Origin of the sequence: Wolbachia endosymbiont (group B) of Ischnura elegans (genome assembly GCF_947251585.1) — a bacterium.
Classification (GTDB): Bacteria; Pseudomonadota; Alphaproteobacteria; order Rickettsiales; family Anaplasmataceae; genus Wolbachia.
This window is the reverse complement of the sequence record NZ_OX366371.1, coordinates 1,592,450-1,615,707: the sequence shown is the minus strand read 5'-3', so window position 1 is coordinate 1,615,707 and position 23,258 is coordinate 1,592,450. Positions and strand designations below refer to the sequence as shown.

Here is a 23,258-nt window from a genome sequence, read left to right as displayed (position 1 = left end):
TCCAGTTTTAAGTTATAGGTTGAATGTTTATTCCGTCAAATTTTATCTCTTTAAGCTTCTCACTTGGCTCAAAACCTTCAATTTCAAAATTCTGTACTGCTTCTCTCATAAATTCAGCTTCGTATGAAGTACTTGACAGCAGCTCTGTCGTTTCTTTAACATTAAAACTCTTGTTACTGGACTTTTCCAATTAGTGGTAACCTCGGTCCAGTGGTCAATGTTTTTATTTAGAGTAATTTGCGCCGGGACTTGATCAAAAGCTTGATACGGATTAATTTTTTCTCCTTTAGTCTGTAAAAGCTGCTCCAGTACCGGTTCAAGTTTATAAGGTAAAAGATAAGGTTCTTTACCTCTTTCAACATCAATAATTTCCACATCTATAGGTAAAATTAATTCTTTGTTTACTATTGCTGCAGACTGCGAAATTCCTTGATCACGCATATCATCATCAAAGAACGAATCAACAAATACTCCTTTTTTGGTGGTAGGTTCTCTTGAATTTGCATCATTGCGTAAACGCTCCTCTGCAACCAGCGCATAAAGATCATTTATTCCTTTTTTCATTGCTTCAAGCTCATTCATCGGTACAGCATGAATAGCATTATTCACTATTTTTACCCCTTCTTTTTCTCCGTTTTTCCATGTCTGATGAATGTAGCAGAGCAAAAGTTGTCCAGAAGGTGCTTGAGGCATCGATGGTCTCCAAGAGTGGGAAATTCCTTTTATTCTTCTTACCACCCCTTTGCTATCGATAGTAATTAAATCAAAGCGTGGCATTTTCCAGGTGTAATCAATCAAAACCAAGCTGTTATCAACTGCTCCCTTTACTTTGCATCCCTCTTCACTTATATCTTCAGGACTTACATGAGTACGACAGCGGTAAGTTATTTGATAACTACTTCCAGGAGCTGGTTCTTTACCTGGTAATGACCAATCAACGTTTCCTGCGTTTAATTTGTAATCTATACTATTTTCATAAATAACATTGCCTTGTTTAATTTGAATAATTTCAAGTACTGCAGAGTCAGGTATCGGATCAATGGCTCCTGAATATGAACCATGAGTAATGGTAATGGTTTTTTGAACGGTTATATCTACTTTTTTGATTTCACTTATTGGAAAATCATTAACTTTAAGTTCCATTACTCTTTGGCTATTTGGCTGAAAAGTATGTGGTTCTGATTCAACTGATTTTATATCCGGATCTTCATCAAAAGAAACACGAATACTGTGAGGAAGTTCAATCTCATAGCCATCAACATGAGCTTTGCCCTCATTAATCACAAATATTTCTTTTTTACCTTTTTTTACCCCTTCTTCTCCCTTTTCTTCTTTGTGGAGGAACATCACTTCAAGGCCATTTACAACGTAGGAACCATTTGCCTCTTTGTCATAACGAGCAAGAGCAGTAGTTACTATATTTGCTTGTGGTGGCGGTGAATGTTCTATCAGTATCCCATTTTCAATGTTATAAATTGGATAGAACTCTCCTTCAGAAAAACGTGGAGAAAGACCTTCTGCTTGATAACCCCAAATAGTGGAAACTTTAAGCCTTGCAGCTCCTACTTCCTGATAGTTTCTTGTACCAATAGCAGGATCACGAAGGTTTTCATCCTCAAGTTCTGTAATCGTAGATTCTACATAATAAACACCTATGCGAACTGTGGTACTCAGTGGAATAACAAATTCTTCTTTTTCAACTTTTCTAACTGCACCGCGCAGATAGATTTTTCCTCCTTCAAGTGTAACTTTACCAGTTTCTCTATCTATAATACAATTGCTTCCTGTTATAACATCGCCATCACGGAATATTGCATCACCTATGCCTTTGAGCTTAGAAAGAGCATACTCCTGAGTCTCATTTAATTCTGCTGACTGCAAACCTCTTCCTGCAAGGAACAAGCTTTTTCGTATTCTTTGTCAGGATTAAAGCGGTTATAATAACTATTTAAGGTCATTTTGTTTCAAAAAGTTACAACAAATGAAAAAGTTTCCCGAGTTGCAGATGTTCTGATAAGTGGTACGGTGTGTTCTAAAACTAACAAAATTCCAGGATTTTCCACGTCTTTTGGCTCGAAATATCTCTGTCCTTCAGGTAATCCTTCTTTTATTTTAGTACCAACCATAACCCCTAATTCCCGTATAACTTGATTTGCTGCATCCGTGAAATCGAAAGTGAATTTGAGAAAAAGATTGTTGGTTGGTACATTAGAAGGGTTAAACCTCCCAGAAGGGGTCAAAAGCTCTCCATTTTCATCACCTGTGCAGAATAGCACTTCATCTGCAGTACGTCTGCCAAGTTCATTGAGCAGCTTTTCAGAAGTTATCAGCTCTGGTGGTGTGCTTTCACTATACTCTACAGTAACTTTATCACTTACTGGAATAGAGCTATTTTCCGTACGTTTAATTACACCAGTACTGCTATCAACTATATTTGGCTGATAAGTTGTTTGTCCTGTAAAAACCCTTACATCTTTAATAGTGTGGTGATCTAGAGCTATTTCACCCTCAACAAAAACTTTTTTGACCTGATGGCTACTTTCCCAATTGGCATCACCACTACCCCAAGCAAGATGTATCGGCTGCTCTTTTATACTTGCGGCTATTGCTGCCCGACCTGATTGTGTAAGAATTGACATTTTTTCCCCTCTTACTATATATATACCGGATTTCTCACAGGTTTTTCCGGAAAAAATGAAAATTTTTTTGAAGTGCATTTTTATGCTTAAACATTCTTTTATCTTAAAAAACCAGAACTACTTTTTTCTTTCGAGAATATCGAAACAATGCTTTTTGATATATTGAAAATCGAGATTAGCTAGCTCACAAACAGTTTCAAAAGATTCAGAATTTAACCATTTTATCGCTTCTTCTTTCAGCTTCACGTTTTTTCCTACTGCATCTTTCATAGCCCTCTCAATGACAGCAGTCCAGTTCGTCGTACCTCAAAACGGGACCCAATCATTTTGAACATTTTTATTTTGTTCTGGAGTAATAATTGTAGTAATCTTGTTTTTTTCTCCATATCGATCAGCTTCAATACCAACTTTTGCAGTAAATTCTAACCCGTTAAAATCAGCTATAGAGTTGATCTTTCTAGCAATAACTGCTTTTTCTGAAGTGTCATTTGAATGAATGTTCCGTGCTGACTCTAAAATACTTCTAAGCATAGAACGTCCAGCTTCTGCCCAAACATCTTCTCCTTCAACGCTTGCTTTGCCACTTTTAATGCCAATTACTTGAAAAATCTTACGTTTTGCATATAGACCTTCAGTGACAGTAAATTCAGCGTTTAAATAGATGCTGCCGGTAGCATAGCTTTTAGTGAACCAATTTTCATAACCTCCTGGTTTAATCGCCATTTTGACTTTTACTGTTGTACCTTTTGGTATCAAATTACTTTGTGATTTTGCAGTATTAAAATCAGTTAAAAAATCTGATAGCATATTGTCCTCCTATAAATTAATTGCAAAACGAAAAAAAAGAATCAACTCCATTGGTCTACAAGTTTCCAACTACCACTTATCTTATCGACAAGTTTGTTTGGCACGCGTTCACCATTACGAAGCTCAAATACTATCTGGCGTACACTGCTTTCTTCATCATGAGCAAACATCACCATACCAGTACTGTAAAATCCACGTAAAGATCCAGCACCGCTTAGGCCTTGAAATGGATCTTCTTCTAACATTTTTTTGGATAGTTTTTTTGTATGGTGGGTGAGTATTATGCCTGAATCTGGATTAATAATATTTCTCAGTCTTTCGAGTGTCTTTTGCAAAAAGAATAGCATAGCGCTATTGTCATTTTCATTGCCATATTCACTTGAGTTAAAAATGTTACGAAGAGGATCAATCGCAATAATATCAGGTTTAAAACGCTCTTTGACAACATTTTTAATTTCATCTATTTCTTCACTACTAAATGATAATTGTACTCTTGGCGTGATAATTAAGTTATTGGCAGCTACATTCAAAAGTTCGTTATCAAGTTGTTGCAACCGTTCTTTCATATATTCATATTCAATTTCAGTTTGCATGTAGAAAATTTTCAAAGGTCTATTTGGTGTCATACCAAGAAATGATCTACCTACCCCTACAACAACATTGCAAGCATTGATTTTTTCCATATGAAAAGAGTCTGGAAGCTCTTTTACTCTAAACACGATGTTTACATCCTCAAAATTAATCTCAATTCGCTTAACTAACGTTCTAATAATATCACGTTTAGTTAGCCAGTCTGCATTATTAAGACTTGAGTTAATACTAGAGGAAAACCCCTCTAAATTTGTTACTACTAGAGTTAACTCTTGTGTGAGTTTTTTCTGATCAAATATCTTTTTCTTTTGTTCTTCAACCATTTTTAAGTTTTGTTTCATTGCTTTAATTCTTGGCTCAAATTCTTCTTGATCAATATATTCTTGAGCATAACTATCAATTAACCTTGCAATACCTCGTTTTAATTTATCTTCTTGTGTTTCAAGCAAAGCGCTTTTTTGATCTAGTGGTGATTTTTTAAGTTCTGAAAGTCTACGTTTATACTCCTCTAATATTCTATTCGGATTTTTTAATAGATGTTTCACCTCTTCCCACACAGCCATGTCTAATGTATCTGTACGAATTAATTTGTTGTTACACATTTTATTACCGCCAAAACGGTATGAATCCGTGCCAACACAACGATAATATACCTGATTATTAGTTTTTTTCCCCTCCTTATTCCTTGCAGTGCTAGTACCATAATATGCATAATTGCAAAGCTTACATACTACTAAACCTTGCAATAAATGTCTTGCTCCTCTTTGTCTTGTTCTTGCTATTTTTCTATTCTCAGCTAATTGTTCTTGAACGATTTCAAATAAATCTTCGCTTACTATACTAGGTACTTTAATATAAATCCAATCCTCTTTTGGAACAGGATAAGTAGAATAATTATCTTTTGGATGCTCGCAGGAGTTTTTTTTCGGTCTTATATGTTTTAGTTTTACGCCAAACCTTGTTTTACCAAAAGCTGCTTGTCCTTTATAAGCAGAGTTTTTTAACATACTCAAAACTACAGCCCTATCCCAATACTCTTTTCCAGTTCTCGTCATAATGGACATAGCACTTAGCCTACGACATACTTCTCCTATACTGGCTCTTTCTCTTCCTACCCAAGAGAATACTTTACGAACAACTTCAGCTTCTTCTTCATAAATCTCAAATAAGGCCTGTCCTGTTTCTGTATTTTTGTTTATATAACGATAGCCATAAGGAGCAGCACTCATTACACTTATACAACCCTTATTTGCTGCATAAATCTTTCCTCGACGACTTCGTTCCATGATTTTTGCACGTTCGTATTCTGCTATCATACCTTGCATTTGTAATAGTAATTGAGATTCTGGATGGCTTTGTTGCATAGCACTGATAGGCATGTAAATCACAATGAACTTACGCAGCTAATTTAAATTTAGCCATACCAATATCAGTAAATTTGTTCAGTAAGTAGCACTTAATTAACAGCTCTTTTTCACGATTTACCTCTGATTTATTTTTCAAGCCAAACCCAAATATTTGCTTCAACCTATAGAAAAAGACTTCAATATAAGACCGTGCTCCATACTTAACTTTTTTCTTCCATTCATTAATACCATCTTCATAATTCTCATATGACCTAATTCTACTAATATACTTGTTTCTTTCTGATAAGTAGTCAGCTAAACAAATTTTAGTATCCTTCCTAGGGCGAATAATAGGCACAATATTGTATTTTCTGCATTCTTTATACACACTTTTTATATCATAAGCCGCATCTGCTCGAATAGAACAAATGTTATATTTATCACTGACTTCTTCTAACATATCGCAGACCGGCAAATAGTCTACAGCAACACCACTAGTGTAGTTCATGCTTATTGCTTTCTTATCATTTATGTTTAAAATAACATGTAATTTTCTTACTTGACCATAACCACTGTATTTTCTTTTTCGAATATTAAGCTTACTATGCCCACCGTTATTATTGTAGATACTAACTCTAGTGCTATCTACGGCAATTTCAACATTTTCCAGATCATCTTTATTGCTTCTATGGTCATCAATCTTCAAATTAAGCTTTTTAAATCTTCTGGAAGCTTGTGTATAGCTGATAATCTTAAGTTTTTTGCCTATTTGTACCATATAACCTTTTACAAAACCTACAGCTTGTCTCAAGCCAATTCTAAAAAGATGAACTATTATGTGTATTAAAATTACAACTTTATCACTATAAGTGTTATTGCCACCTGCAACTTTTGGACTATTTTCATACCAATTTTCTATGGCTTGATTAACAAAATGAAAAACATTTCCTCTTTTTTTTAGAAACTCATTATATTCTCTTTGGTTACTTACTCTCATTTTTTGTGGCATAAGTTATACTTGTTTGAAAAATGCCTATTTTACAACAAAATGCGTTAGTAACCATAAGCTTTTCTCCTTACAATAACCTCAACCAACACTAGCTATGCAACAAAGCCTTCCTGATTTGAAGGAAAAAAGCAAACTGCTAACTAGCTATAAAGGTGTTGGACGGAAAACCGCAAGTATCCTACTCATAGAGGTACCTGAACTTGGCAGGTTAGATAATAAGGAAATAGCTTGTCTAGTTGGAGTTGCACCAAAAACTAGTGAAAGCGGAAGGAAAGTAAGCAAGGCCCAAGTCATAGGTGGCAGATTTTATGCTCGAAAAGCATTATACATGTCTGCTGTGGTTGCAATGCGTCATAATAAAAAAATGAAAGTATTTTACCAGCGTTTAGTTGACTCCGGCAAAGCCGCTAAAGTTGCTTTAGTTGCTGTAATGAGAAAAATCATCATTTGTTTAAATGCTATGATAAAAAACAATAATTTTTATCTTGATGTTTAAGACGGTAGATGCCAGTGTCAGCTACTTGCATGACACCTATTTGTTCCTATGATAGTCTTATCTGTCTATCTTATTTTGCTACTCTGCTGAACAGATACGTTTCTTTTACCTTTTTTATTCTGTAAATTTTTTAGTATTTGTATGTTTAACATAAGAACCTTACTATTACCCATAAATATAGGATTCATGAGCAAGTCTCCATCCTTCTGCTAAATCAAAGAGACGTTTCCATCCCTTCCACAAAGCTATAGGACCTGGTTCTAAGTCATTTTTGCGAGCTAAAAACCCTCCCAATTGAGCTACCCACCTCACGATTTTTCTTATGGGTGGTGGGGCTTCAGGATAGTTTTTTGTTTTTAGCATTTTTGTATACAAAACCTTCCACTCCTCATCAGTCAGTATGATAGTACAAGGAAGATTGGGATTTGTTCTAGCTACTAATGTAATAAAAAATATTCTCCATGCAATTATACTCATTATTGTAAGAAAGCGGATCAATCTATCTGCTGTTTGGAGTCTACATTCTTCAACTTTAAGACCGGATTTCAAAATTTTATGAAAGACCTCTATTCTCCACCTTAAGCAATACCATTGTATTTTTTCTACTGCTTCTTCAAAATTATTAACACTTATATTTGTCAATAAGATCCAGTTCATAGGTTCTTCGCCAAATGGGGAATACTTTTCTATAACATAGACAGCATTCAAATTTAAATTAGGAAGTTTTTGAGTCTTACGTCTAGCGTTGTTTTTTGATGCATTCATCACAAAGTTACTAAACTTTACTTCTAACACTGCTGTTCTTTTAGGCCTATTATCACGGGTAGGAATACTTATTTGAATTTCTCCTTGGCAAGGCATACGATTCATCAAATCCCACAACTTTTCACCACCTTTTTCAGAATAAGTTGATCTCTTGTTTACTGTTCTGTTTTGATTTCCTCTTACTACAAAAAGAGATTGATTAGTGGAAGCAACTTCAAATAAATCATAAATATCTCCTTCTCTATCGCAAACGGTAACTACCTTAACATCCTTTAATCCAGGGTGATTAGTAGAGTCTTTTAGTGATGCTATCCACCGTATGCTTTCTTTCTCTTCTATAGGAACAGCAGTGTTATGGCTTCTCCTTTTCAACTCTCTTAGGTCTTCAGCTAAGGGAGGTCTAGTACTAATTTTTTGATCTAATAATCCTATAGGTAGTCCTTCTGTTGTAACTGCAAATGTTGTATGCATCACTAATCCATGGGTTTTAAAATTGGTTGTTTCAGATCTTAATCTTGCTGCTATAATCCCTAATCCTTTGGCCTTTTTATGATTTTTATATGAAATATAACTCGTGTCTTGGATAGCTAAAATAGTTGAATATTCTTTAGCTCTTTCAACAGTTTTAACTATATGACTGTCTAATATCTTTCTTTCAGAAATGGCATCATTTTGAAAAAATCTATAAGCTGCTTTACTTTGATACCAATCTTTACAAGCTTGATTTATTGAACATTCAGGCGATTCAGCAAAACTATTAACTACTTTTAAAAGCCTTTTACTTAATCTTATATCGCCAAAATTAACAATCCCAAATTCACTTTCTGCCCATTCACTAGTTGAGGTATTTATACTTCCTTTCATCATATATTTCATTTTTAGACCATAGGTCTATTTATAGTACTAAATTGAATTAGTAAAATAGCAGCTTTTTACCATTTATATACTTATGGGTAATAGTAAGCTTCTATTCAAGGCTTGTTGGTAAAGGTAAAAAGAAGATGGTGGCTATGACAGCTCTAATGCGTAAAATCATAGTAATTGCCAATGCGAGGCTTAAAGAAGCAGTCAATGTGAATTAAAAAAATCTGCATAGAAAATAGGTTAACGAATATGTGCGTCTACACACATTTAAAGTATTTATACACATATTCGTTAACCATAAGATCTAAGCAGTAACTGTTGTTTGATACAAAATTTTTCTATGATTAAGTTAGGGTTTTTATTGTCAAAAATGCACTTTTTACTCGAATAAAAAACAAAATTACAAACAAAAGTTGTAATGAAACTAAATTCAAAAAATTTTAAAAAACATAGTTGATCTGATAATACTATCAACGCTTTAGCAAACTTAATTTCTGGCAATAAACTCTGTGGTAGAGGATATAGTGCTTTTAAGTTATACCACTGATGACTTCTTTCATATATACCGTTGTAATTCTTCGTATGAGGCTCTGTTTCTCCTAATATTGCAACATCTAACCTATATAAATCATTACTGTAGCTTCTATCATAATGTGATCTAAAAGTGCCAAATTTAAATCTTGGATTTCCTATTTTTAGCTCAAATGAGTTTTTTCTTCCAAACGATAATACTGGCCCTTCTTTTGCTATTCTTACACCCGAGTAGTCTGAAAGAAGATCTCCAAAAATACTTTCGTCTAATATAAATCGCTGAGCATTGTAATAGTCATTGAATATTCGCATTAATCGAGATCTTGCCGGTGCAGAAAGTTTTGCTAAAGCAATTACACTATCGACAAAAAAGTCATTAGGAACATCAGAGATGCCAATTTGAAATTCAGCAAAATGCTCTCCTGGTGGTTCTTCTTGAATGGTAATATTATCAATGTTTGCCCATTTCAGCGCCATCTTCAGTGACTGTGGTGTACCGCGCAAACGTTGAAATCTTATTCCGTTTTGCTTAGCTAAGACCCATTCTTTTAATGCACTCTTAGTAGCTTTCTTACCCCAGGATAAAATTTCTCCCAAGCCGTATTCCGCTACTAGCCACGGCAACATTTCAGTCTGTGGGTTAAATTTAAATCCCCGTAGAGAATTTGCATCAAGAGAATAATTAATTATGTCTGTAAGTATTTGCTCTTGCTTTGAAGCATTTGGAGGAAGTATCACCAATTTTTACCTAACACTTAAATCACTTAAAGCAACGCATTCATTATTTTGTACAATTATGTCTTCTATTGGCTCTGTAAGCTCTATATTTTGTATACCTTCTGTAAAAAGATGAGCAATAATCCAGGACCTGGTTACATTCCACCCTAAACCTTTAGTAGACTCAAGACCTTTGATAAATTGTTCCTTTGCAGCTTCGATAACATCTTTTGATGCAGTAGGGTAAATATGCACTTTAGCATGAATAGTAATGGGAATAATACCACAGCCAATAACTGTAAGCGTATCTGTTAATACACGAATATCATCGCGAATAACGTGATTTCTGACGATCTCTAGCAATTCTTCTGAAGGTACTCCACCATTTTCTGTGGAAAGTATTGAAATCTGTACACTTCCTGGTATAGGTGATACCACTTGCGCATCTTTTACTCTCGTGTCAGCAGATAATGCATGATAGCGATAATGCTCTTTACTCCCTGCTGTTGACCAACCAACAATTTTGGCTTTTACCCGCTTCCTTAAGGATTCATCATTCTCTGACTCCTTTCTCAGCACACCATAAAATTCAGCCAAGTGATCAAGGTCATTACCTCTTGCAAAAGCAAGTAAATTTGCCTGTGCTGCATCATTAATCCTTTGCCTAAGCAAAAGTTCACGCCAGGCTGCTACTTCCAGTATCTTTATTGCTGGATCACTCTCAGTTAGTGCAGAAAACTTGCATTCCGACGCACTAACTCTTCTTTCATTCGCGAAAAGATTTCCTCAAATTTTAATGTTTCGACAATATTTGGTGTTTTCATCCTACTACCTTATACTATAATACCATCAAGGCGGATCGGCTTTCCATTTGGCAGATAGATTCCTTCTAAAATGAGAGTTACTTTACCTTCTTTTATTTCTGTTATTTGTACACGTTTAAGCTTAAATCGACGCTCCCACTTTTCTAATGCTTCTGCAACTGCTGCATAAAGCTCTTGTGCAAAACCAGGTACAATTGGATGATCAATCAGCTCAAATAACCTTGATCCATAATCTCGGCGCATAACACGAGCACCAATTGGTGTAGTTAAAATATCAACTATTGATTGTTTTAAATGCTCTATACCACTTATTGTTTTACCAGTTTCAGAATTCATACCACGCATATCACTTACCCTGCAAAGACATCATTGCTTCCTTGTTCTGCCACTGCTCCACAGGAAATTAGGTCACCAGTACGAGCAATGGCTTTGCCATTTACAAACACTGAATCTGACCCCTCAAGAAGGGATTGACTAGTATGTGGTGGTTTATAAGGGTCTGTTGATGCATGTTGTGACCATTCATCTCCTTGACGATGCACAGGCCTACCATTTACAAACACATTACTGCTTCCTCCTATGCCAGGGCTTTGTAAATAATCTCCATGTTGGTTACACATATCACCAAAACGAACAACTTTTCCCTGTTTTGCCAAACTTAAATCTTTGTCTGATTCTGAAAGTCGTTTTTGCCCTAACAATGAACCTCTTGTTTCCTCCTCTCTTCTTGACTCATCTTCACATCCTGATTCATATCCACTTAATTCTGATGTTTGAGAGGTATACTCAATATCACCAATCATAATACCCTTATCATTATTAGCTCTAACATTTTTCTCCGGCTAGTTTAAATCTATTTTTTTCGCATTTAACTTAATGCCACTCTCAGTAATCTCTAGACTTGAGTTCCCAACCTGTAAGACAATCTTTTCATCAGTTATATTTGAACTTGATTTTCCCGTTTTTAAAATAACTTCCTTACTAGTTACTTCCATTTGCGTTTCTTTCACTGCAAAAACAAGAGCTCCTTCTTCTTTGACAGAAATTGTAAACTTATGACCATTTCGGTCATAGTAAATAACTGTTCCATCTTTAAAAACAAAACCGCTTACTTCTTCCTTACTTCCTTCTGGAATAGGATATTTTTTATAATAAATTGCAGGTAAGACAATCCCTTTGGCAATTTCACCAGATGGCGAAAGTACTATCACCTGTTCTCCAATACTTGGTGCAGACCAACTTCTGTCTTCTCCAGCTCTTGCTGTTACCCATGGCAACCAGTCTGTTAATATATTACCTATCATTTTTACACGTACCTTAGCCGTTCCACAGCCTACTTCTTCGACTGTGCCAACTCTAATCAAGTTATTAAGTTTTATTAGTAAGTTCGCATCTTCAAAACTATTCATCATTTTTGCCAACCTTTACATATTTATGCTTATTAGCAACTCCAATATCAGGCGTAAACCCAATGTAAACAGTACTCGGCGGAATACTACTCTCTGCCCATACTGAATCACCAAGATGTACTTCATGCACCCACTCTACCATCCACACTAAATATGCATCGAGCTCTGGCCTAAAATCATCTCCTCCTCCTGAGATAAATTCTCCTGGTGAAATTTTCTCCACTTTCCAAGTGTTTTTATTTACCACTCTTGCTACTTCTGCCGCCAATGCTCTGACAATAATAGGTGCATTTTCTATTGTGCTATCAATCACAATTCGTGCTTCAAATTTTGCTCTCAGCGCTAATTCTTCTGTTCCTGGAAGGCTTTGTTGCATAGCTAGTGTTGGTTGAGGTTATTGTAAGGAGAAAAGCTTATGGTTACTAACGCATTTTGTTGTAAAATAGGCATTTTTCAAACAAGTATAACTTATGCCACAAAAAATGAGAGTAAGTAACCAAAGAGAATATAATGAGTTTCTAAAAAAAAGAGGAAATGTTTTTCATTTTGTTAATCAAGCCATAGAAAATTGGTATGAAAATAGTCCAAAAGTTGCAGGTGGCAATAACACTTATAGTGATAAAGTTGTAATTTTAATACACATAATAGTTCATCTTTTTAGAATTGGCTTGAGACAAGCTGTAGGTTTTGTAAAAGGTTATATGGTACAAATAGGCAAAAAACTTAAGATTATCAGCTATACACAAGCTTCCAGAAGATTTAAAAAGCTTAATTTGAAGATTGATGACCATAGAAGCAATAAAGATGATCTGGAAAATGTTGAAATTGCCGTAGATAGCACTAGAGTTAGTATCTACAATAATAACGGTGGGCATAGTAAGCTTAATATTCGAAAAAGAAAATACAGTGGTTATGGTCAAGTAAGAAAATTACATGTTATTTTAAACATAAATGATAAGAAAGCAATAAGCATGAACTACACTAGTGGTGTTGCTGTAGACTATTTGCCGGTCTGCGATATGTTAGAAGAAGTCAGTGATAAATATAACATTTGTTCTATTCGAGCAGATGCGGCTTATGATATAAAAAGTGTGTATAAAGAATGCAGAAAATACAATATTGTGCCTATTATTCGCCCTAGGAAGGATACTAAAATTTGTTTAGCTGACTACTTATCAGAAAGAAACAAGTATATTAGTAGAATTAGGTCATATGAGAATTATGAAGATGGTATTAATGAATGGAAGAAAAAAGTTAAGTATGGAGCACGGTCTTATATTGAAGTCTTTTTCTATAGGTTGAAGCAAATATTTGGGTTTGGCTTGAAAAATAAATCAGAGGTAAATCGTGAAAAAGAGCTGTTAATTAAGTGCTACTTACTGAACAAATTTACTGATATTGGTATGGCTAAATTTAAATTAGCTGCGTAAGTTCATTGTGATTTACATGCCTATCAGTGCTATGCAACAAAGCCATCCAGCAGTAGGGGATTATCTCATGTGTTTATTATCTGATTTAGCATGTAGCACTGGAGCTTCAATAATTACTGCACATCATATGAGAAAGCTGAAGGGAGAAAAGCCTATATCAACAGTAGAGCAAGCACGAGATGCTATTCGAGGCACTTCTGCTCTCGTAAATGGAGTCAGGTGTTCTTTTGCTTTTTGGCCTGTTGAAGATATGACTAAACCAATGATTTTTAGGTCAATTGGAAAAATCCCAAGACAAAATGCACTATTTTATGGAGCTGTTGTTAAAGCAAATGGCCTGGCTGATCGTACCATACGCACTTACCTAAGAAATGAAGAAACAGGGCTATTGGAAGACATCACTGAACAATTAAAAGCTCAAAATATTAGCGATAAAGATCTTAAAATATATCTTATTGATTCAATTGCGCGAGCTGCTATTTCAGGACATCCATTTACTCACACAGGAAGTGCAGGAATACATAAACAACGACATAGACTGCCTGAAGTTTTTCATAGTATGGGAAGAGATAGATTAGAGCGTATAGTGCAAGAGCTTTTACAGGCAAAGCAAATAGTTAAAGGAATGGCTAATGGTTCAAAAGAGGATAAATGGCTCGATATTAAAACAGGACCATTTGCACGTGGAGTGGGAAAATTTATTCATGGAGCTGAAAAAAACTATTTTTGATAACAAAAAACTCTATTTTTTTATAGTCAAAGTAAAAGGGTTAATACGATAACCATATGATGATCTTTGCCAACCAAGGGTTTGTATTACATCATCACGTTCAATACTTAATCCTAATTTCTCAGCAAGTGTAGATTTGATTGTTCTTTGCATCTTATTTAATGGCTTTCTGATTTGTTGTTCTAAATCTGCTTCTAAACTAAGTCCCAAGAGTTTTTCTAACTGATTAATATTGAGAAGTGTATGTTTTTCAGGTGGTAATTCTTTCTCACAGTCATGTAAAAATTGCTTGAACAATATTCGAAAAATATTAAGGCATGATGCAGCTTTTTTATTTATTACTTCAATACTATTAACATATACCATACCTTTAACCACCTGTAACTCCAAAAGCTTTGTTGGCACAATTGGTTCAACAAGTTTAAGCGAAATATATGAAGCTGGTAAAACTTGCAAAGAAGTATTTTCTACTACCTCTGCTACTCCTCTTTTAGCTGCTTCTTGAAATATCTCAGTTAAAGTTTTAAGCTGACAAAACAGTTTCACCATTGGCACTACATATAGATTCAGTAATAGATTTGGTATATCTTTTTTTAGAGTGATGAGAACTGTAGGGTGAACTCTAAGTTTATCTATAGTTAAAAATATCGCATCAGTACAAAAATCAAGGATTATTAGATTTACAATACGACCTTGATTACAAATATAATAAACTCCTTTTTCCACTTTTTCCCACATAAGTTTTGAATCATTCAACTTTGTTTCAAACCAGTCTATGACCTTTTCTGTATTTAAGTATATGGATAAGAGATGAAATCTCTGTTTTTGATAAGTATTAGGCAGAATATGACGAGAACAGTTTTCACAAATAGCGTCATCACATGCTTCATCAAAGTCTGAATCGATAAAAATCTCATTGCTACAACTTGAATCAATTACATTTGGCCAATCAAGATGATCTTCTTCACGAGAGCAAACAATATAATACCTTTCTTGCATTTTTATCAATCCAAGATCGAATAAGTATCTTGCTGCTTTAATATGATTTTGGCTTGGATTAATCCAGGAACTATTTGAACTTAAAAGATCAGCAATTTGCTCGTGAAAGGATCTTAAGGCCATAGGACTGTTCCATATGTTTCTTTAGCTCTTCTCTTTCTTTTTTATTGAGCGGATGCTCTGAATAATAAATTTCCCCACTTGATTTGAAAGAAAATGTTACCTTTTTGTTTTGGAACATTACTTTAGCTGATTGAATAGATTGTAGTATGTTGCCAATAGCTGGCTTTAAAATATGTAACTCTGGTGCAATAGGATCATACGATTTTACACTTAAAGTAAGATATGTATTACTATTTTTAAAATAATCTGACTTAAAATTTAACTCAAATATACAAATGTCAGAGTCAGAACCATCTATACATGCTTGAAGAAATTTGTGCACTTGTAATGGAAAGTTCTTACCTTGTATATTTACAAAAGTACATTCGCAGTCAAAATACCCACTTACAATGCTATTTGCTATTTCCACAGCTTTATTAGTATTTTTAGCACAGAGATTAACCTGAGTGCCATCAAGAGAAAAGTCTAAAATCATCCACTCAGGTTTATGGCCATGAACAACCTTGTTTGAATTAAGTAGTAAATCTATGTCACTTCCTCGGCGTACAAACATATATATCCGATCTTGATGATGGAAAAAACCCTGCAATTGGTTTTCGAACTTTAGTATCTGCTCTACGACTTCTCGTGACATAAATTCCTTGAATGAAGTATTTATTTGTCTTGGTGATTTCTGTAGAGCAAATGATACGAAACCTCTCTTTTGTACTTTATCAAAGTGATAGACAGATTTTAGAAGTTCACAATTTATGTGAAATAGTAAAAATAACAAGGATCTTTTATCATACTTAGTATTATTTTTTATCAGGTACGATCTCATTAACTCTTGAGTAAGGGCAAATCTTGCTACTTCACTAACTGTAGCCTCAAGTTTTGTACGATCAAAGTGGCTAATGAGATAATAGTTAAAAAGAGAGTAAGATTAACTAGCAAGTATCTTACGTTTTTGTTGAGTAGATCTATCATCGTAGTCTCCATCTTGAAAAAGCTGCCCATTTAAATGACTTTTAAAGCGATGCTGAAAAATAATGCTCAGTTGTTTACCAGAAAGGGAATCTAACCAAGACTGACGTATATTAGAATCCTGAAAACGATCTAATAAAAGGTTAACAGGAACTTCTAAGTCGCTCTCCCAGAATTTATGACTTGGATAAATCTCCATAACATATTAAATAAGCCATGTTATACATAATATGATGATTTAGGCAAAGATTTTTTGGACATAATTTCTTCAAATCTTGTATATTTATTAGGGAGAATTTGTGTGAACTAGATAGCTTTCTTAAATAAGGTGTGCATTGGTTTAGTTTAATAGAAGTCTCCTAACCTATAAAAAAAATTCACAGGAAGAAAAACATGCAAAAAGGGGAATTAACTATTAATTGCCGTTATGAGCCTCACAGATTGGCTGGTACATATTTGGCAAATGCTTATGAACAATTGTTGAAATATAAAATAAAGGAGGTAGAAGAAAATGGTAACGGTAAGCTTGTATGCAAGAGTTTCATCAAGACAACAGGCACAGGAGAATACAATAGAGAGTCAGATTGTAGAGTTGGAGCGTCGCATTAGTAGTAATGGACATGAGTTATTAGATGAGCACAGGTTTGTCGATAATGGTTATAGTGGATCAAATTTAGAACGTCCTGGCTTAGAGAGTTTACGTGATAGAGTAGCAGAAGGTAAGATTGATAAGATATACATTCATTCACCTGATCGGCTATCACGGAAATCTGCATACCAAGCGCTCTTACTCGAAGAATTTAGAAAAGCAGGATCAGAGGTTATTTTTCTAAACCACAAATTTGAGGATAACCCAGAATCTAATATGTTTTTAGGAATTCAAGGATTAGTAGCAGAGTATGAGCGTGCAAAAATTATGGAACGTAATCGCAGGGGAAAACTTCATGCAGCTAAAACTGGTCGCATAAGCGTAATGAGTAATGCACCTTATGGTTATCGCTACATAGCAAAACATGTAGGTGAAGGAAGTGCTCAGTTTGAAATTAATCAAGAAGAAGCGGATGTAGTGTGCAAAATATTTAATTGGATTGGCCAAGAAAGAGTAAGCATCAATGAAGTTATACGTAGACTTAGCGAGATACCGGTAATAACACAAACAGGAAAAGAACGTTGGAAAAGAAGTACTATCTGGAAAATGTTAAAAAATCCTGCTTATATAGGACGAGCAGCTTATGGTAAAACTAAGGCATGCTCGAAACCACAAGTAAGAAAGTCAAAAAAAGGAACTTGTGGTAGACTCAAAAATGGTCATTTTAGTAATGATAAAGAGAACTGGATTTATGTTTCAGTGCCAAAAATAATCAGTGATAATTTATTTGATTCAGTGCAAGTACAGCTAACTGAAAATAGACAAAGAGCAAGAGTACGGGAAAGAAAAGAAACGTTTTTGTTGCGGAGTTTAACAGTATGTCAGCGCTGCCAATATACTTATTGTGGTGCATATAGTAGAAATCAACGTTATTCTTACTACCGTTGTTCTGGCTCCAGGTTTAATGGCAACAGAGTATGTGACAATAAATCAATACGTACTGATGTACTCGATACAGTTATATGGGAAGAAGTTAAGAGTATATTAAAAGAGCCAGATAGGATTGCAAATGAATATCAACGTAGATTGTCAGAGAACAAAAAACCTCTACATAATCAAACACGTGAAAAGCAAGAAAATAAGTTAAGATTAAGTATCAAAAAATTTATTGATAGCTATGCCAAAGGGTTTATAAGCCAAGAAGAATTTGAGCCAAGAATTACAACAATGAAACAGCATTTGAAAGAAATTGAGGAGGAAAGAGAAAAAGTACTTGATCAAAGGAAATTACAACAAGAATTGAGCCTTGTTACAGATAGCTTAAAAAACTTTTCCTCAAGTGTTGAATCAAAGCTTGATCAAGTAGATTGGCAGACTAAGCAAAATATTATTAGAATGTTAATTCATCAAATTGAAATCAATCACAATCACTTGTATATAGTATTTCGCATAAAAAGTCTTGCAAATTTTGATCAAAATAGCCATAATAGAATTATGCAATGTTGTACTAGCAGTCAAAACGAGCAGTTGCTAATAAAATTTACTGTAAGTATACAACAGATGCGTGCTAGCCATTTCGGTATCTTAATTGCTACCATATAGGGAGATAACGGTAAACCCAGAGCTATTGTAGACATAAGTTTTAGCTATATGGTATTTGAAGTAATAAATGCAATAAAAAATAATTTGTTAGCATGCTTTCCAACAGAGACAGTATATGCTCTTTCTTGTAATGCGCTAGGTAACGAATCTATAGAAAAAATATATCGAATAAAAAAGCGTTCTCAAAACAAGCCGCTCTCTGTATTTGTTAGTAATATTGATAGTTTGATAAATATAGCAAAGGTAAAGGAAGAGTATATCGATTTAATAAACTATTTTTCTCCTGGACCAATGACCTATATTTTACCACTTCAAGATAACAGTATATTACCAAATGAGTTCTTTAAAGATAGTATAGGCATAAGAATTCCTGATCATCCTATTGCGATTTCAATATTAAATGAACTGAAAACTCCAGTAGTTGCAACTAGTATTAACATTTCAGGAGAAAAAAGTATATGCAAAGCAAGAGATATACCTCAGTCTATTAAGCAACACTTATCTGCAGTAATTGAAGATGATGAGTTAGTTTCTGGTATAGAATCTACTATTATTGACTTAACTGGAGACAAGATTAAGGTTTTAAGAAAAGGTAAAATTTCATTACAAACAATAAATAACGAATTTTCAAACTAAGATCTATAGGAGAAAGAATGAAAAAGGTGATAGGCCACAACCAAGCAAAAAAAAAGATAATGAACAACTTGTCTGTTCAATCTTGGCTGATCTGTGGTAAAAAAGGTATAGGAAAAGCAACATTCGCAAAATCCTTTTCTAATTGGTTTCTTATAAAAAATTACGATGAAGTAGCATTAGACTTACACATTGTTGAAGGTGATACAATAGGAGTGGAAAAGGTGAGAGAAATGAAAAACTTTTTGCACTTAAGCCCCATTCAATCAGAATATAAAATAGCTATAATAGATAGCTTAGAGTCAATGACTAATAATGCTAAAAATGCAATATTAAAAATATTAGAGGAGCCGCCACAAAATTCTAAAATATTTGTAATTAGCCATAAGCCATATGATGTACAAACCACCATCCGGTGTAGGTGTTTTCAGCTGAATTTACTTCCATTAACTTACGATGAAACAAAGCAGGTTGTTTCATCTCAGTGTAAATTCGACGATAAAATATTTAGTGAGATCATTACTTTGTTTCCTGGAACTCCGGGAGTAATAATAAATGCAATAAACAGTGGTGCTTATGAGTCACATAAGCATTTTTATACATTTTTCCGTAATCTAAATAATTCTGATATAGTTAATAAAATAATTAATAGTGAGATTGAGCTAGAACTAGCATCACATATAATTCAAACCTCCATTTTAGAAAGTATAAAGAAAGAAGTAAATAATGTTGAAATTCTACTAAGTCAATGGAAAGAAATAGATGAACTTTTCGTTGCTGCAAAGCAATTTCGCTTAGATAAAAAGCATGTTTTAGCTAATGTAGTTAACATCATGACACAAAAATGTAATACTTTTAACATAAATTTATGATAAAATTCTGCTAATTTAATACTGAAAGTATATAACTTGAATGATAATAAATTAACTGTATGGCAATCAATAGAAGTTTTAACAAACACTATACTGAACATGCAGAAAGAATTGAGTTTAATCAAGAATACATCTTTAGATCAAGACGTCACTTTAGAAAAAGGGAAGGAGCTATCAAGTGGCATCTATGAGGCAAATTTTAAGCTAAACAAGGCAATCAATATAGCTACTTCGCCAAGAATTGGCTATCATATGATTAATGATGAACTTGTTGTACGTAATCATATTACGAAAGAGGAAGTAAAGATCCCTAGAGATTTTCATTACTTTAAAGTTGTTAAATCCAATCACGATGATTGTAAATTAACGTTTTGTAATTTTTTAGGTAATGAGTTTTTTGAATATAAAAAGTATGATCCACAATATTCTGGTCTTTCAGATGAATATAAACTCATGGATTTTGGTAGTATAAAAAAGACTAATAATCTAAAACTTAAGGAGTATGTTGGCCATGCACCTAAATTTTTTGCTGTAGAAGGATCTATTGAGCCTGGATCTGAAAACCATGTAATTGATCTATTTGAGCTAGTCAGAGACGGTAAAGGCAAAAAAGTGGGAACTCTTGCTGATGAATTTGGTTATTTTGATGATCAAAATAAATTACACTACTATAATTATCACAAAAGTGCAGAAAGTAATACTTATGATCCTGAAAGCTTCAGTGTAAAAATGATAAATTTAGATGTGAGCAAAATTGATAAATTTCACCTTATTGCAGAACGAGGTGATATAATAATTCATCCCATTTTGGAAAATTTAGACATATTTTAAAGTTTTTTAGAGTATCCAGTATATTATATAATTGGGTTTGTATTATGGAAGATAAATTACTTGAATCAGTAAAAAACAAAAGTTACTTCAGGAAAGCAGTTGAATGGTATTGCCACAGATACCTGTTCTGCGTTGTAGAAAGATCTTGGATGGCGTTAATAGCGTTACTTCTCTTAGTATGTTTATTTTTATCACTACTAAACATATACCTATTACTTCCTGTTAAAAAAGATTTAAATTTTGTGAAGTATATGAACCACACAGAAGATGAGTTCTCTGCTATACATAAACTTAGTTTTAGTAAAAAAGAAGATGAGTACATTTCCATAGCAAGGTATTTAATAAGTAAATATATTGAAACATATGAGTCCTCTCGGACTGTTGAGCCAAAGTATCAAGAAAATTTTATAAAAAACAATTCTGTATACAAAATCTACCAAAACTTTCAGGAAAAAGTGAACAATGAAGCTGTTTCATCCACAAGAAAAATTACCAACATAAACGTAACAACATTATCTATTGACCGGTTGACCAAGAACTTAGTTACATTTGCTGGAAACGCTACTGTAGTTTTTACAGCTGAGCAAAATAAGAAGATGAAAGATTATGCTGTGGAGGTCAGCTTCACTTTGTCAAATATAAAAGCAACTCTAGCTGGAATAGTGCCATTTAAATTTATTGTTAATAGCTATAAATATAGATGATTATATTTATAACATTATTTGGTAGCTAAAAAAAATAACTAAAGTGCATATAGCAGTAATAACTGGGGGTAAAACTAGAAGCATTGGTGTCTTTTTAATAAAATAATTTCTAGAAGGTTTTGAGAAAAAGGCGTTGTAAATTATTGGTAAAAAGTATAGAGCATTGAGTATAGTACTAACAATTAACACTAGAGTTACAAACACAGAAAGTGTTACATTACTAGAGTTGAAAACAGCTTGAAAGATGAGAAATTTGCTCCAAAAAGTCGGAGCAGGAGGTACTCCTATCATGGACAATGCACCTATAGTGAATGCTATCATGCTAATTGGCATACTACGTCCTATACCGTGAATTCTATCTATATATTTTTCACCCGTTTTCGTTATTATGATACCTGCAAAAAAAAATAAAGTAATTTTTGCAAATGCATGGCAAACTAATTGAAAGATTGCAATCTTCATGCTGAATTCACTAAAAATTGAAGCGAACAATATAATATACGACAATTGGGAGATGGTAGAGTAAGCAAGCAATTTCTTTAATTCTTTTTGCTTTAATGCAATCAACGATGCAGTAATGATAGTAAATCCAGCAGCGTACGGAAGCCACCCTCCAGCAAACCAATTTTGCTGCACAAAACGTTGCATATTATCGACGCCAAAAGTGTATAATATAACTTTGATGATGATGAAAACTCCGGATTTCACAACAGCAACAGCATGTAATAGTGCACTCACAGGAGTTGGTGCAACCATTGCTTTTGGTAACCAAAAATGCATTGGCATTAATGCAGCTTTTCCTATTCCATAAATCAGCATAGCAAAACACACTGCAATAAAAGTGATGAGTGAAGTATCAAACTTGAATATTCCACCACTTACAAAATCTAAAGTATGCAATTCATTATATAATAGGCCTATTGAAGGAAAAAATAATACTAAAGAAGAGAAAAATAGTAAACCAAAGTAATAGCGTCCTGCAATTACTGATTCATTTGTTGAGTTGTAAGTAATCAGAGGGTATGTACTAATAGTTAGAAGCTCATAAAAGACAAATGTAGTGAGCAAATCTCCAGAAAAAGCAATAAACATTGCACAACTGATTGATGTTGAAAAAAAGCATAGAAAACTTGAGTGATTGCTATCAGCATAGTTATTTCTCATATAACATATTGCATATATACTGGTTAGTACCCACAAAAATGATATTAATAAACTGAATATTGCTCCACTAGACTCTAGCTTTAAACTAATATGCAAATTATTACCAAAATCCATGAGAATAAATTGAGAATGATCACCATACACCAAATATAAAGTGCATAGAGATGTATACGCAAACAGAAGCATAGAAGAAGCAACAGTAACGCTACTGTTCACTCTGGGCCATTTACTAGTAAAAGAAATAGCTAATGCACTTAAAAGTGGGATCAACGCAGTAATTAACAAATAATTCTCAGTAATAAAAAGTGGCAAGGAAAGAGATATTAAAACAAAATCCATTAAGTAATTCATCTTTCTGTTTAGGTAAAGCTAAAATTATATTCAAGTTATAGAGAATTTGCTATTTTTTAGTTGTATATCGGAAGTGTTAAATAAACCATACGCATCAAGTTAAGAAAAAGTGGCGTAAGGAAGAAAGGAAATAAGAAAAAACTATTTTATATATTAAGTAATAAAGTTAGTAATTTATAGATTTTTCTAAAAAAATATCTTATCCTAGATAAGAATTTCCTAAAAAAATAAATGTAACAAATAAAATGCCAATCTTAAATATTGCTATA

General features: G+C 33.7%; 19 protein-coding genes and 8 pseudogenes. 9 read left to right on the top strand and 18 right to left on the bottom strand.

Features of this window, described 5'->3' with window-relative positions:
• Window positions 1-7: 7 nt before the first annotated feature.
• The 7 genes and pseudogenes from OPR58_RS08275 to OPR58_RS08250 all read right to left on the bottom strand — a co-directional run bounded on the left by OPR58_RS08275 (window position 8) and on the right by OPR58_RS08250 (window position 6,392).
• Window positions 8-1,958: pseudogene (locus OPR58_RS08275) on the bottom strand (DUF4815 domain-containing protein).
• 6 nt (window positions 1,959-1,964) lie between these two features.
• Complete coding sequence (locus OPR58_RS08270; RefSeq protein WP_265022437.1) at window positions 1,965-2,639, bottom strand: hypothetical protein; 675 nt, start codon at window positions 2,637-2,639, stop codon at window positions 1,965-1,967.
• Between the two features lie 117 nt (window positions 2,640-2,756).
• Window positions 2,757-2,909 carry a hypothetical protein gene (locus OPR58_RS08265; RefSeq protein WP_265022436.1) on the bottom strand — a complete coding sequence of 51 codons (153 nt, stop codon included), beginning with the start codon at window positions 2,907-2,909 and terminating at the stop codon, window positions 2,757-2,759.
• A 36-nt stretch (window positions 2,910-2,945) separates the two neighbouring features.
• Window positions 2,946-3,446, bottom strand: coding sequence for a hypothetical protein (locus OPR58_RS08260; RefSeq protein WP_265022435.1), 501 nt, complete (start codon window positions 3,444-3,446; stop codon window positions 2,946-2,948).
• Between the two features lie 41 nt (window positions 3,447-3,487).
• A pseudogene (locus OPR58_RS11200) lies at window positions 3,488-4,090 on the bottom strand (AAA family ATPase); the annotation flags it as partial.
• A 546-nt stretch (window positions 4,091-4,636) separates the two neighbouring features.
• Window positions 4,637-5,353, bottom strand: a pseudogene (locus tag OPR58_RS11195) (recombinase family protein); the annotation flags it as partial.
• 79 nt (window positions 5,354-5,432) lie between these two features.
• Window positions 5,433-6,392: an IS5 family transposase gene (locus OPR58_RS08250; protein WP_265022212.1), complete on the bottom strand. Its 960-nt coding sequence runs from the start codon at window positions 6,390-6,392 to the stop codon at window positions 5,433-5,435.
• Window positions 6,393-6,501: 109 nt separating this feature from the next.
• Between OPR58_RS08250 and OPR58_RS08245 the strand changes: the two are divergent.
• Window positions 6,502-6,888 (top strand): annotated as a pseudogene (locus tag OPR58_RS08245) (transposase); the annotation flags it as partial.
• A 165-nt stretch (window positions 6,889-7,053) separates the two neighbouring features.
• On the opposite strand, the gene OPR58_RS08240 reads toward OPR58_RS08245, so the two are convergent.
• Entirely contained in the window at window positions 7,054-8,520 is a 1,467-nt protein-coding gene (locus OPR58_RS08240; protein ID WP_265023151.1) for an IS4 family transposase, read from the bottom strand.
• A gap of 86 nt (window positions 8,521-8,606) precedes the next feature.
• Between OPR58_RS08240 and OPR58_RS08235 the strand changes: the two are divergent.
• Window positions 8,607-8,735 (top strand): annotated as a pseudogene (locus OPR58_RS08235) (IS110 family transposase); the annotation flags it as partial.
• Window positions 8,736-8,808: 73 nt separating this feature from the next.
• Here OPR58_RS08235 and OPR58_RS08230 read toward each other — a convergent pair.
• The 6 genes and pseudogenes from OPR58_RS08230 to OPR58_RS08205 form a co-directional block, all read right to left on the bottom strand.
• The gene (locus OPR58_RS08230; RefSeq protein WP_265022433.1) at window positions 8,809-9,786 is read right to left on the bottom strand and encodes a phage tail protein; all 978 of its coding nucleotides are present in this window, start codon (window positions 9,784-9,786) and stop codon (window positions 8,809-8,811) included.
• Window positions 9,787-9,792: 6 nt separating this feature from the next.
• Window positions 9,793-10,589: pseudogene (locus OPR58_RS08225) on the bottom strand (baseplate assembly protein).
• A 9-nt stretch (window positions 10,590-10,598) separates the two neighbouring features.
• A complete protein-coding gene (locus OPR58_RS08220) occupies window positions 10,599-10,934 on the bottom strand; it encodes a GPW/gp25 family protein (protein WP_015588498.1) in 336 nt (111 codons plus the stop codon).
• A gap of 5 nt (window positions 10,935-10,939) precedes the next feature.
• The gene (locus OPR58_RS11190; RefSeq protein WP_318010167.1) at window positions 10,940-11,392 is read right to left on the bottom strand and encodes a PAAR domain-containing protein; all 453 of its coding nucleotides are present in this window, start codon (window positions 11,390-11,392) and stop codon (window positions 10,940-10,942) included.
• Window positions 11,393-11,431: 39 nt separating this feature from the next.
• Window positions 11,432-12,001 carry a phage baseplate assembly protein V gene (locus OPR58_RS08210; RefSeq protein ID WP_205517798.1) on the bottom strand — a complete coding sequence of 190 codons (570 nt, stop codon included), beginning with the start codon at window positions 11,999-12,001 and terminating at the stop codon, window positions 11,432-11,434.
• Window positions 11,991-12,359, bottom strand: a pseudogene (locus tag OPR58_RS08205) (hypothetical protein); the annotation flags it as partial. The gene OPR58_RS08210 and the pseudogene OPR58_RS08205, both read right to left, overlap by 11 nt.
• A gap of 109 nt (window positions 12,360-12,468) precedes the next feature.
• Here OPR58_RS08205 and OPR58_RS08200 point away from each other — a divergent pair.
• A complete protein-coding gene (locus tag OPR58_RS08200) occupies window positions 12,469-13,428 on the top strand; it encodes an IS5 family transposase (protein WP_265022212.1) in 960 nt (319 codons plus the stop codon).
• Between the two features lie 43 nt (window positions 13,429-13,471).
• Window positions 13,472-14,158 (top strand): annotated as a pseudogene (locus OPR58_RS08195) (AAA family ATPase); the annotation flags it as partial.
• Window positions 14,159-14,170: 12 nt separating this feature from the next.
• Here OPR58_RS08195 and OPR58_RS08190 read toward each other — a convergent pair.
• From OPR58_RS08190 to OPR58_RS08180, 3 genes are all read right to left on the bottom strand, one after another.
• Window positions 14,171-15,280 (bottom strand): hypothetical protein, encoded by a 1,110-nt coding sequence (locus OPR58_RS08190; protein WP_265022431.1) that lies wholly within the window; start codon window positions 15,278-15,280, stop codon window positions 14,171-14,173.
• On the bottom strand, window positions 15,246-15,914 hold the full coding sequence (locus OPR58_RS08185; protein ID WP_265022430.1) for a hypothetical protein: 669 nt from the start codon (window positions 15,912-15,914) through the stop codon (window positions 15,246-15,248). The genes OPR58_RS08190 and OPR58_RS08185 overlap by 35 nt, the downstream gene beginning before the upstream one ends.
• A gap of 288 nt (window positions 15,915-16,202) precedes the next feature.
• The gene (locus OPR58_RS08180) at window positions 16,203-16,442 is read right to left on the bottom strand and encodes a hypothetical protein (protein ID WP_265022429.1); all 240 of its coding nucleotides are present in this window, start codon (window positions 16,440-16,442) and stop codon (window positions 16,203-16,205) included.
• Window positions 16,443-16,754: 312 nt separating this feature from the next.
• On the opposite strand from OPR58_RS08180, the gene OPR58_RS08175 reads away from it, so the two are divergent.
• Genes OPR58_RS08175 through OPR58_RS08155 form a run of 5 tightly spaced genes read left to right on the top strand, consistent with a single transcriptional unit; the run spans window position 16,755 to window position 21,474 of the window.
• A complete protein-coding gene (locus OPR58_RS08175) occupies window positions 16,755-18,434 on the top strand; it encodes a recombinase family protein (protein ID WP_265022428.1) in 1,680 nt (559 codons plus the stop codon).
• A 48-nt stretch (window positions 18,435-18,482) separates the two neighbouring features.
• Window positions 18,483-19,070, top strand: a complete 588-nt coding sequence (locus tag OPR58_RS08170; protein WP_006013379.1) for an L-threonylcarbamoyladenylate synthase — start codon at window positions 18,483-18,485, stop codon at window positions 19,068-19,070.
• A 17-nt stretch (window positions 19,071-19,087) separates the two neighbouring features.
• Window positions 19,088-19,939: a DNA polymerase III subunit delta' gene (locus OPR58_RS08165; RefSeq protein ID WP_211908312.1), complete on the top strand. Its 852-nt coding sequence runs from the start codon at window positions 19,088-19,090 to the stop codon at window positions 19,937-19,939.
• A 36-nt stretch (window positions 19,940-19,975) separates the two neighbouring features.
• On the top strand, window positions 19,976-20,770 hold the full coding sequence (locus tag OPR58_RS08160; protein WP_265022427.1) for a hypothetical protein: 795 nt from the start codon (window positions 19,976-19,978) through the stop codon (window positions 20,768-20,770).
• Between the two features lie 44 nt (window positions 20,771-20,814).
• Complete coding sequence (locus OPR58_RS08155) at window positions 20,815-21,474, top strand: VirB8/TrbF family protein (protein WP_139686506.1); 660 nt, start codon at window positions 20,815-20,817, stop codon at window positions 21,472-21,474.
• 6 nt (window positions 21,475-21,480) lie between these two features.
• Here the strand turns inward: OPR58_RS08155 and OPR58_RS08150 are convergent, their stop codons facing one another.
• Window positions 21,481-22,977 carry a proton-conducting transporter transmembrane domain-containing protein gene (locus tag OPR58_RS08150; protein WP_265023189.1) on the bottom strand — a complete coding sequence of 499 codons (1,497 nt, stop codon included), beginning with the start codon at window positions 22,975-22,977 and terminating at the stop codon, window positions 21,481-21,483.
• Between the last annotated feature and the right edge of the window lie 281 nt (window positions 22,978-23,258).

What these genes read in the sequence shown, in the direction of transcription:
- OPR58_RS08270 (WP_265022437.1), bottom strand. Translation starts at nt 2,639, where the DNA reads ATGTCAATTCTTACACAATCAGGTCGGGCAGCAATAGCCGCAAGTATA.
- OPR58_RS08265 (WP_265022436.1), bottom strand. Translation starts at nt 2,909, where the DNA reads ATGAAAGATGCAGTAGGAAAAAACGTGAAGCTGAAAGAAGAAGCGATA.
- OPR58_RS08260 (WP_265022435.1), bottom strand. Translation starts at nt 3,446, where the DNA reads ATGCTATCAGATTTTTTAACTGATTTTAATACTGCAAAATCACAAAGT.
- OPR58_RS08250 (WP_265022212.1), bottom strand. Translation starts at nt 6,392, where the DNA reads ATGCCACAAAAAATGAGAGTAAGTAACCAAAGAGAATATAATGAGTTT.
- OPR58_RS08240 (WP_265023151.1), bottom strand. Translation starts at nt 8,520, where the DNA reads ATGATGAAAGGAAGTATAAATACCTCAACTAGTGAATGGGCAGAAAGT.
- OPR58_RS08220 (WP_015588498.1), bottom strand. Translation starts at nt 10,934, where the DNA reads ATGCGTGGTATGAATTCTGAAACTGGTAAAACAATAAGTGGTATAGAG.
- OPR58_RS11190 (WP_318010167.1), bottom strand. Translation starts at nt 11,392, where the DNA reads ATGATTGGTGATATTGAGTATACCTCTCAAACATCAGAATTAAGTGGA.
- OPR58_RS08210 (WP_205517798.1), bottom strand. Translation starts at nt 12,001, where the DNA reads ATGATGAATAGTTTTGAAGATGCGAACTTACTAATAAAACTTAATAAC.
- OPR58_RS08200 (WP_265022212.1), top strand. Translation starts at nt 12,469, where the DNA reads ATGCCACAAAAAATGAGAGTAAGTAACCAAAGAGAATATAATGAGTTT.
- OPR58_RS08190 (WP_265022431.1), bottom strand. Translation starts at nt 15,280, where the DNA reads ATGGCCTTAAGATCCTTTCACGAGCAAATTGCTGATCTTTTAAGTTCA.
- OPR58_RS08185 (WP_265022430.1), bottom strand. Translation starts at nt 15,914, where the DNA reads ATGTCACGAGAAGTCGTAGAGCAGATACTAAAGTTCGAAAACCAATTG.
- OPR58_RS08180 (WP_265022429.1), bottom strand. Translation starts at nt 16,442, where the DNA reads ATGGAGATTTATCCAAGTCATAAATTCTGGGAGAGCGACTTAGAAGTT.
- OPR58_RS08175 (WP_265022428.1), top strand. Translation starts at nt 16,755, where the DNA reads ATGGTAACGGTAAGCTTGTATGCAAGAGTTTCATCAAGACAACAGGCA.
- OPR58_RS08170 (WP_006013379.1), top strand. Translation starts at nt 18,483, where the DNA reads ATGGTATTTGAAGTAATAAATGCAATAAAAAATAATTTGTTAGCATGC.
- OPR58_RS08165 (WP_211908312.1), top strand. Translation starts at nt 19,088, where the DNA reads ATGAAAAAGGTGATAGGCCACAACCAAGCAAAAAAAAAGATAATGAAC.
- OPR58_RS08155 (WP_139686506.1), top strand. Translation starts at nt 20,815, where the DNA reads ATGGAAGATAAATTACTTGAATCAGTAAAAAACAAAAGTTACTTCAGG.
- OPR58_RS08150 (WP_265023189.1), bottom strand. Translation starts at nt 22,977, where the DNA reads ATGGATTTTGTTTTAATATCTCTTTCCTTGCCACTTTTTATTACTGAG.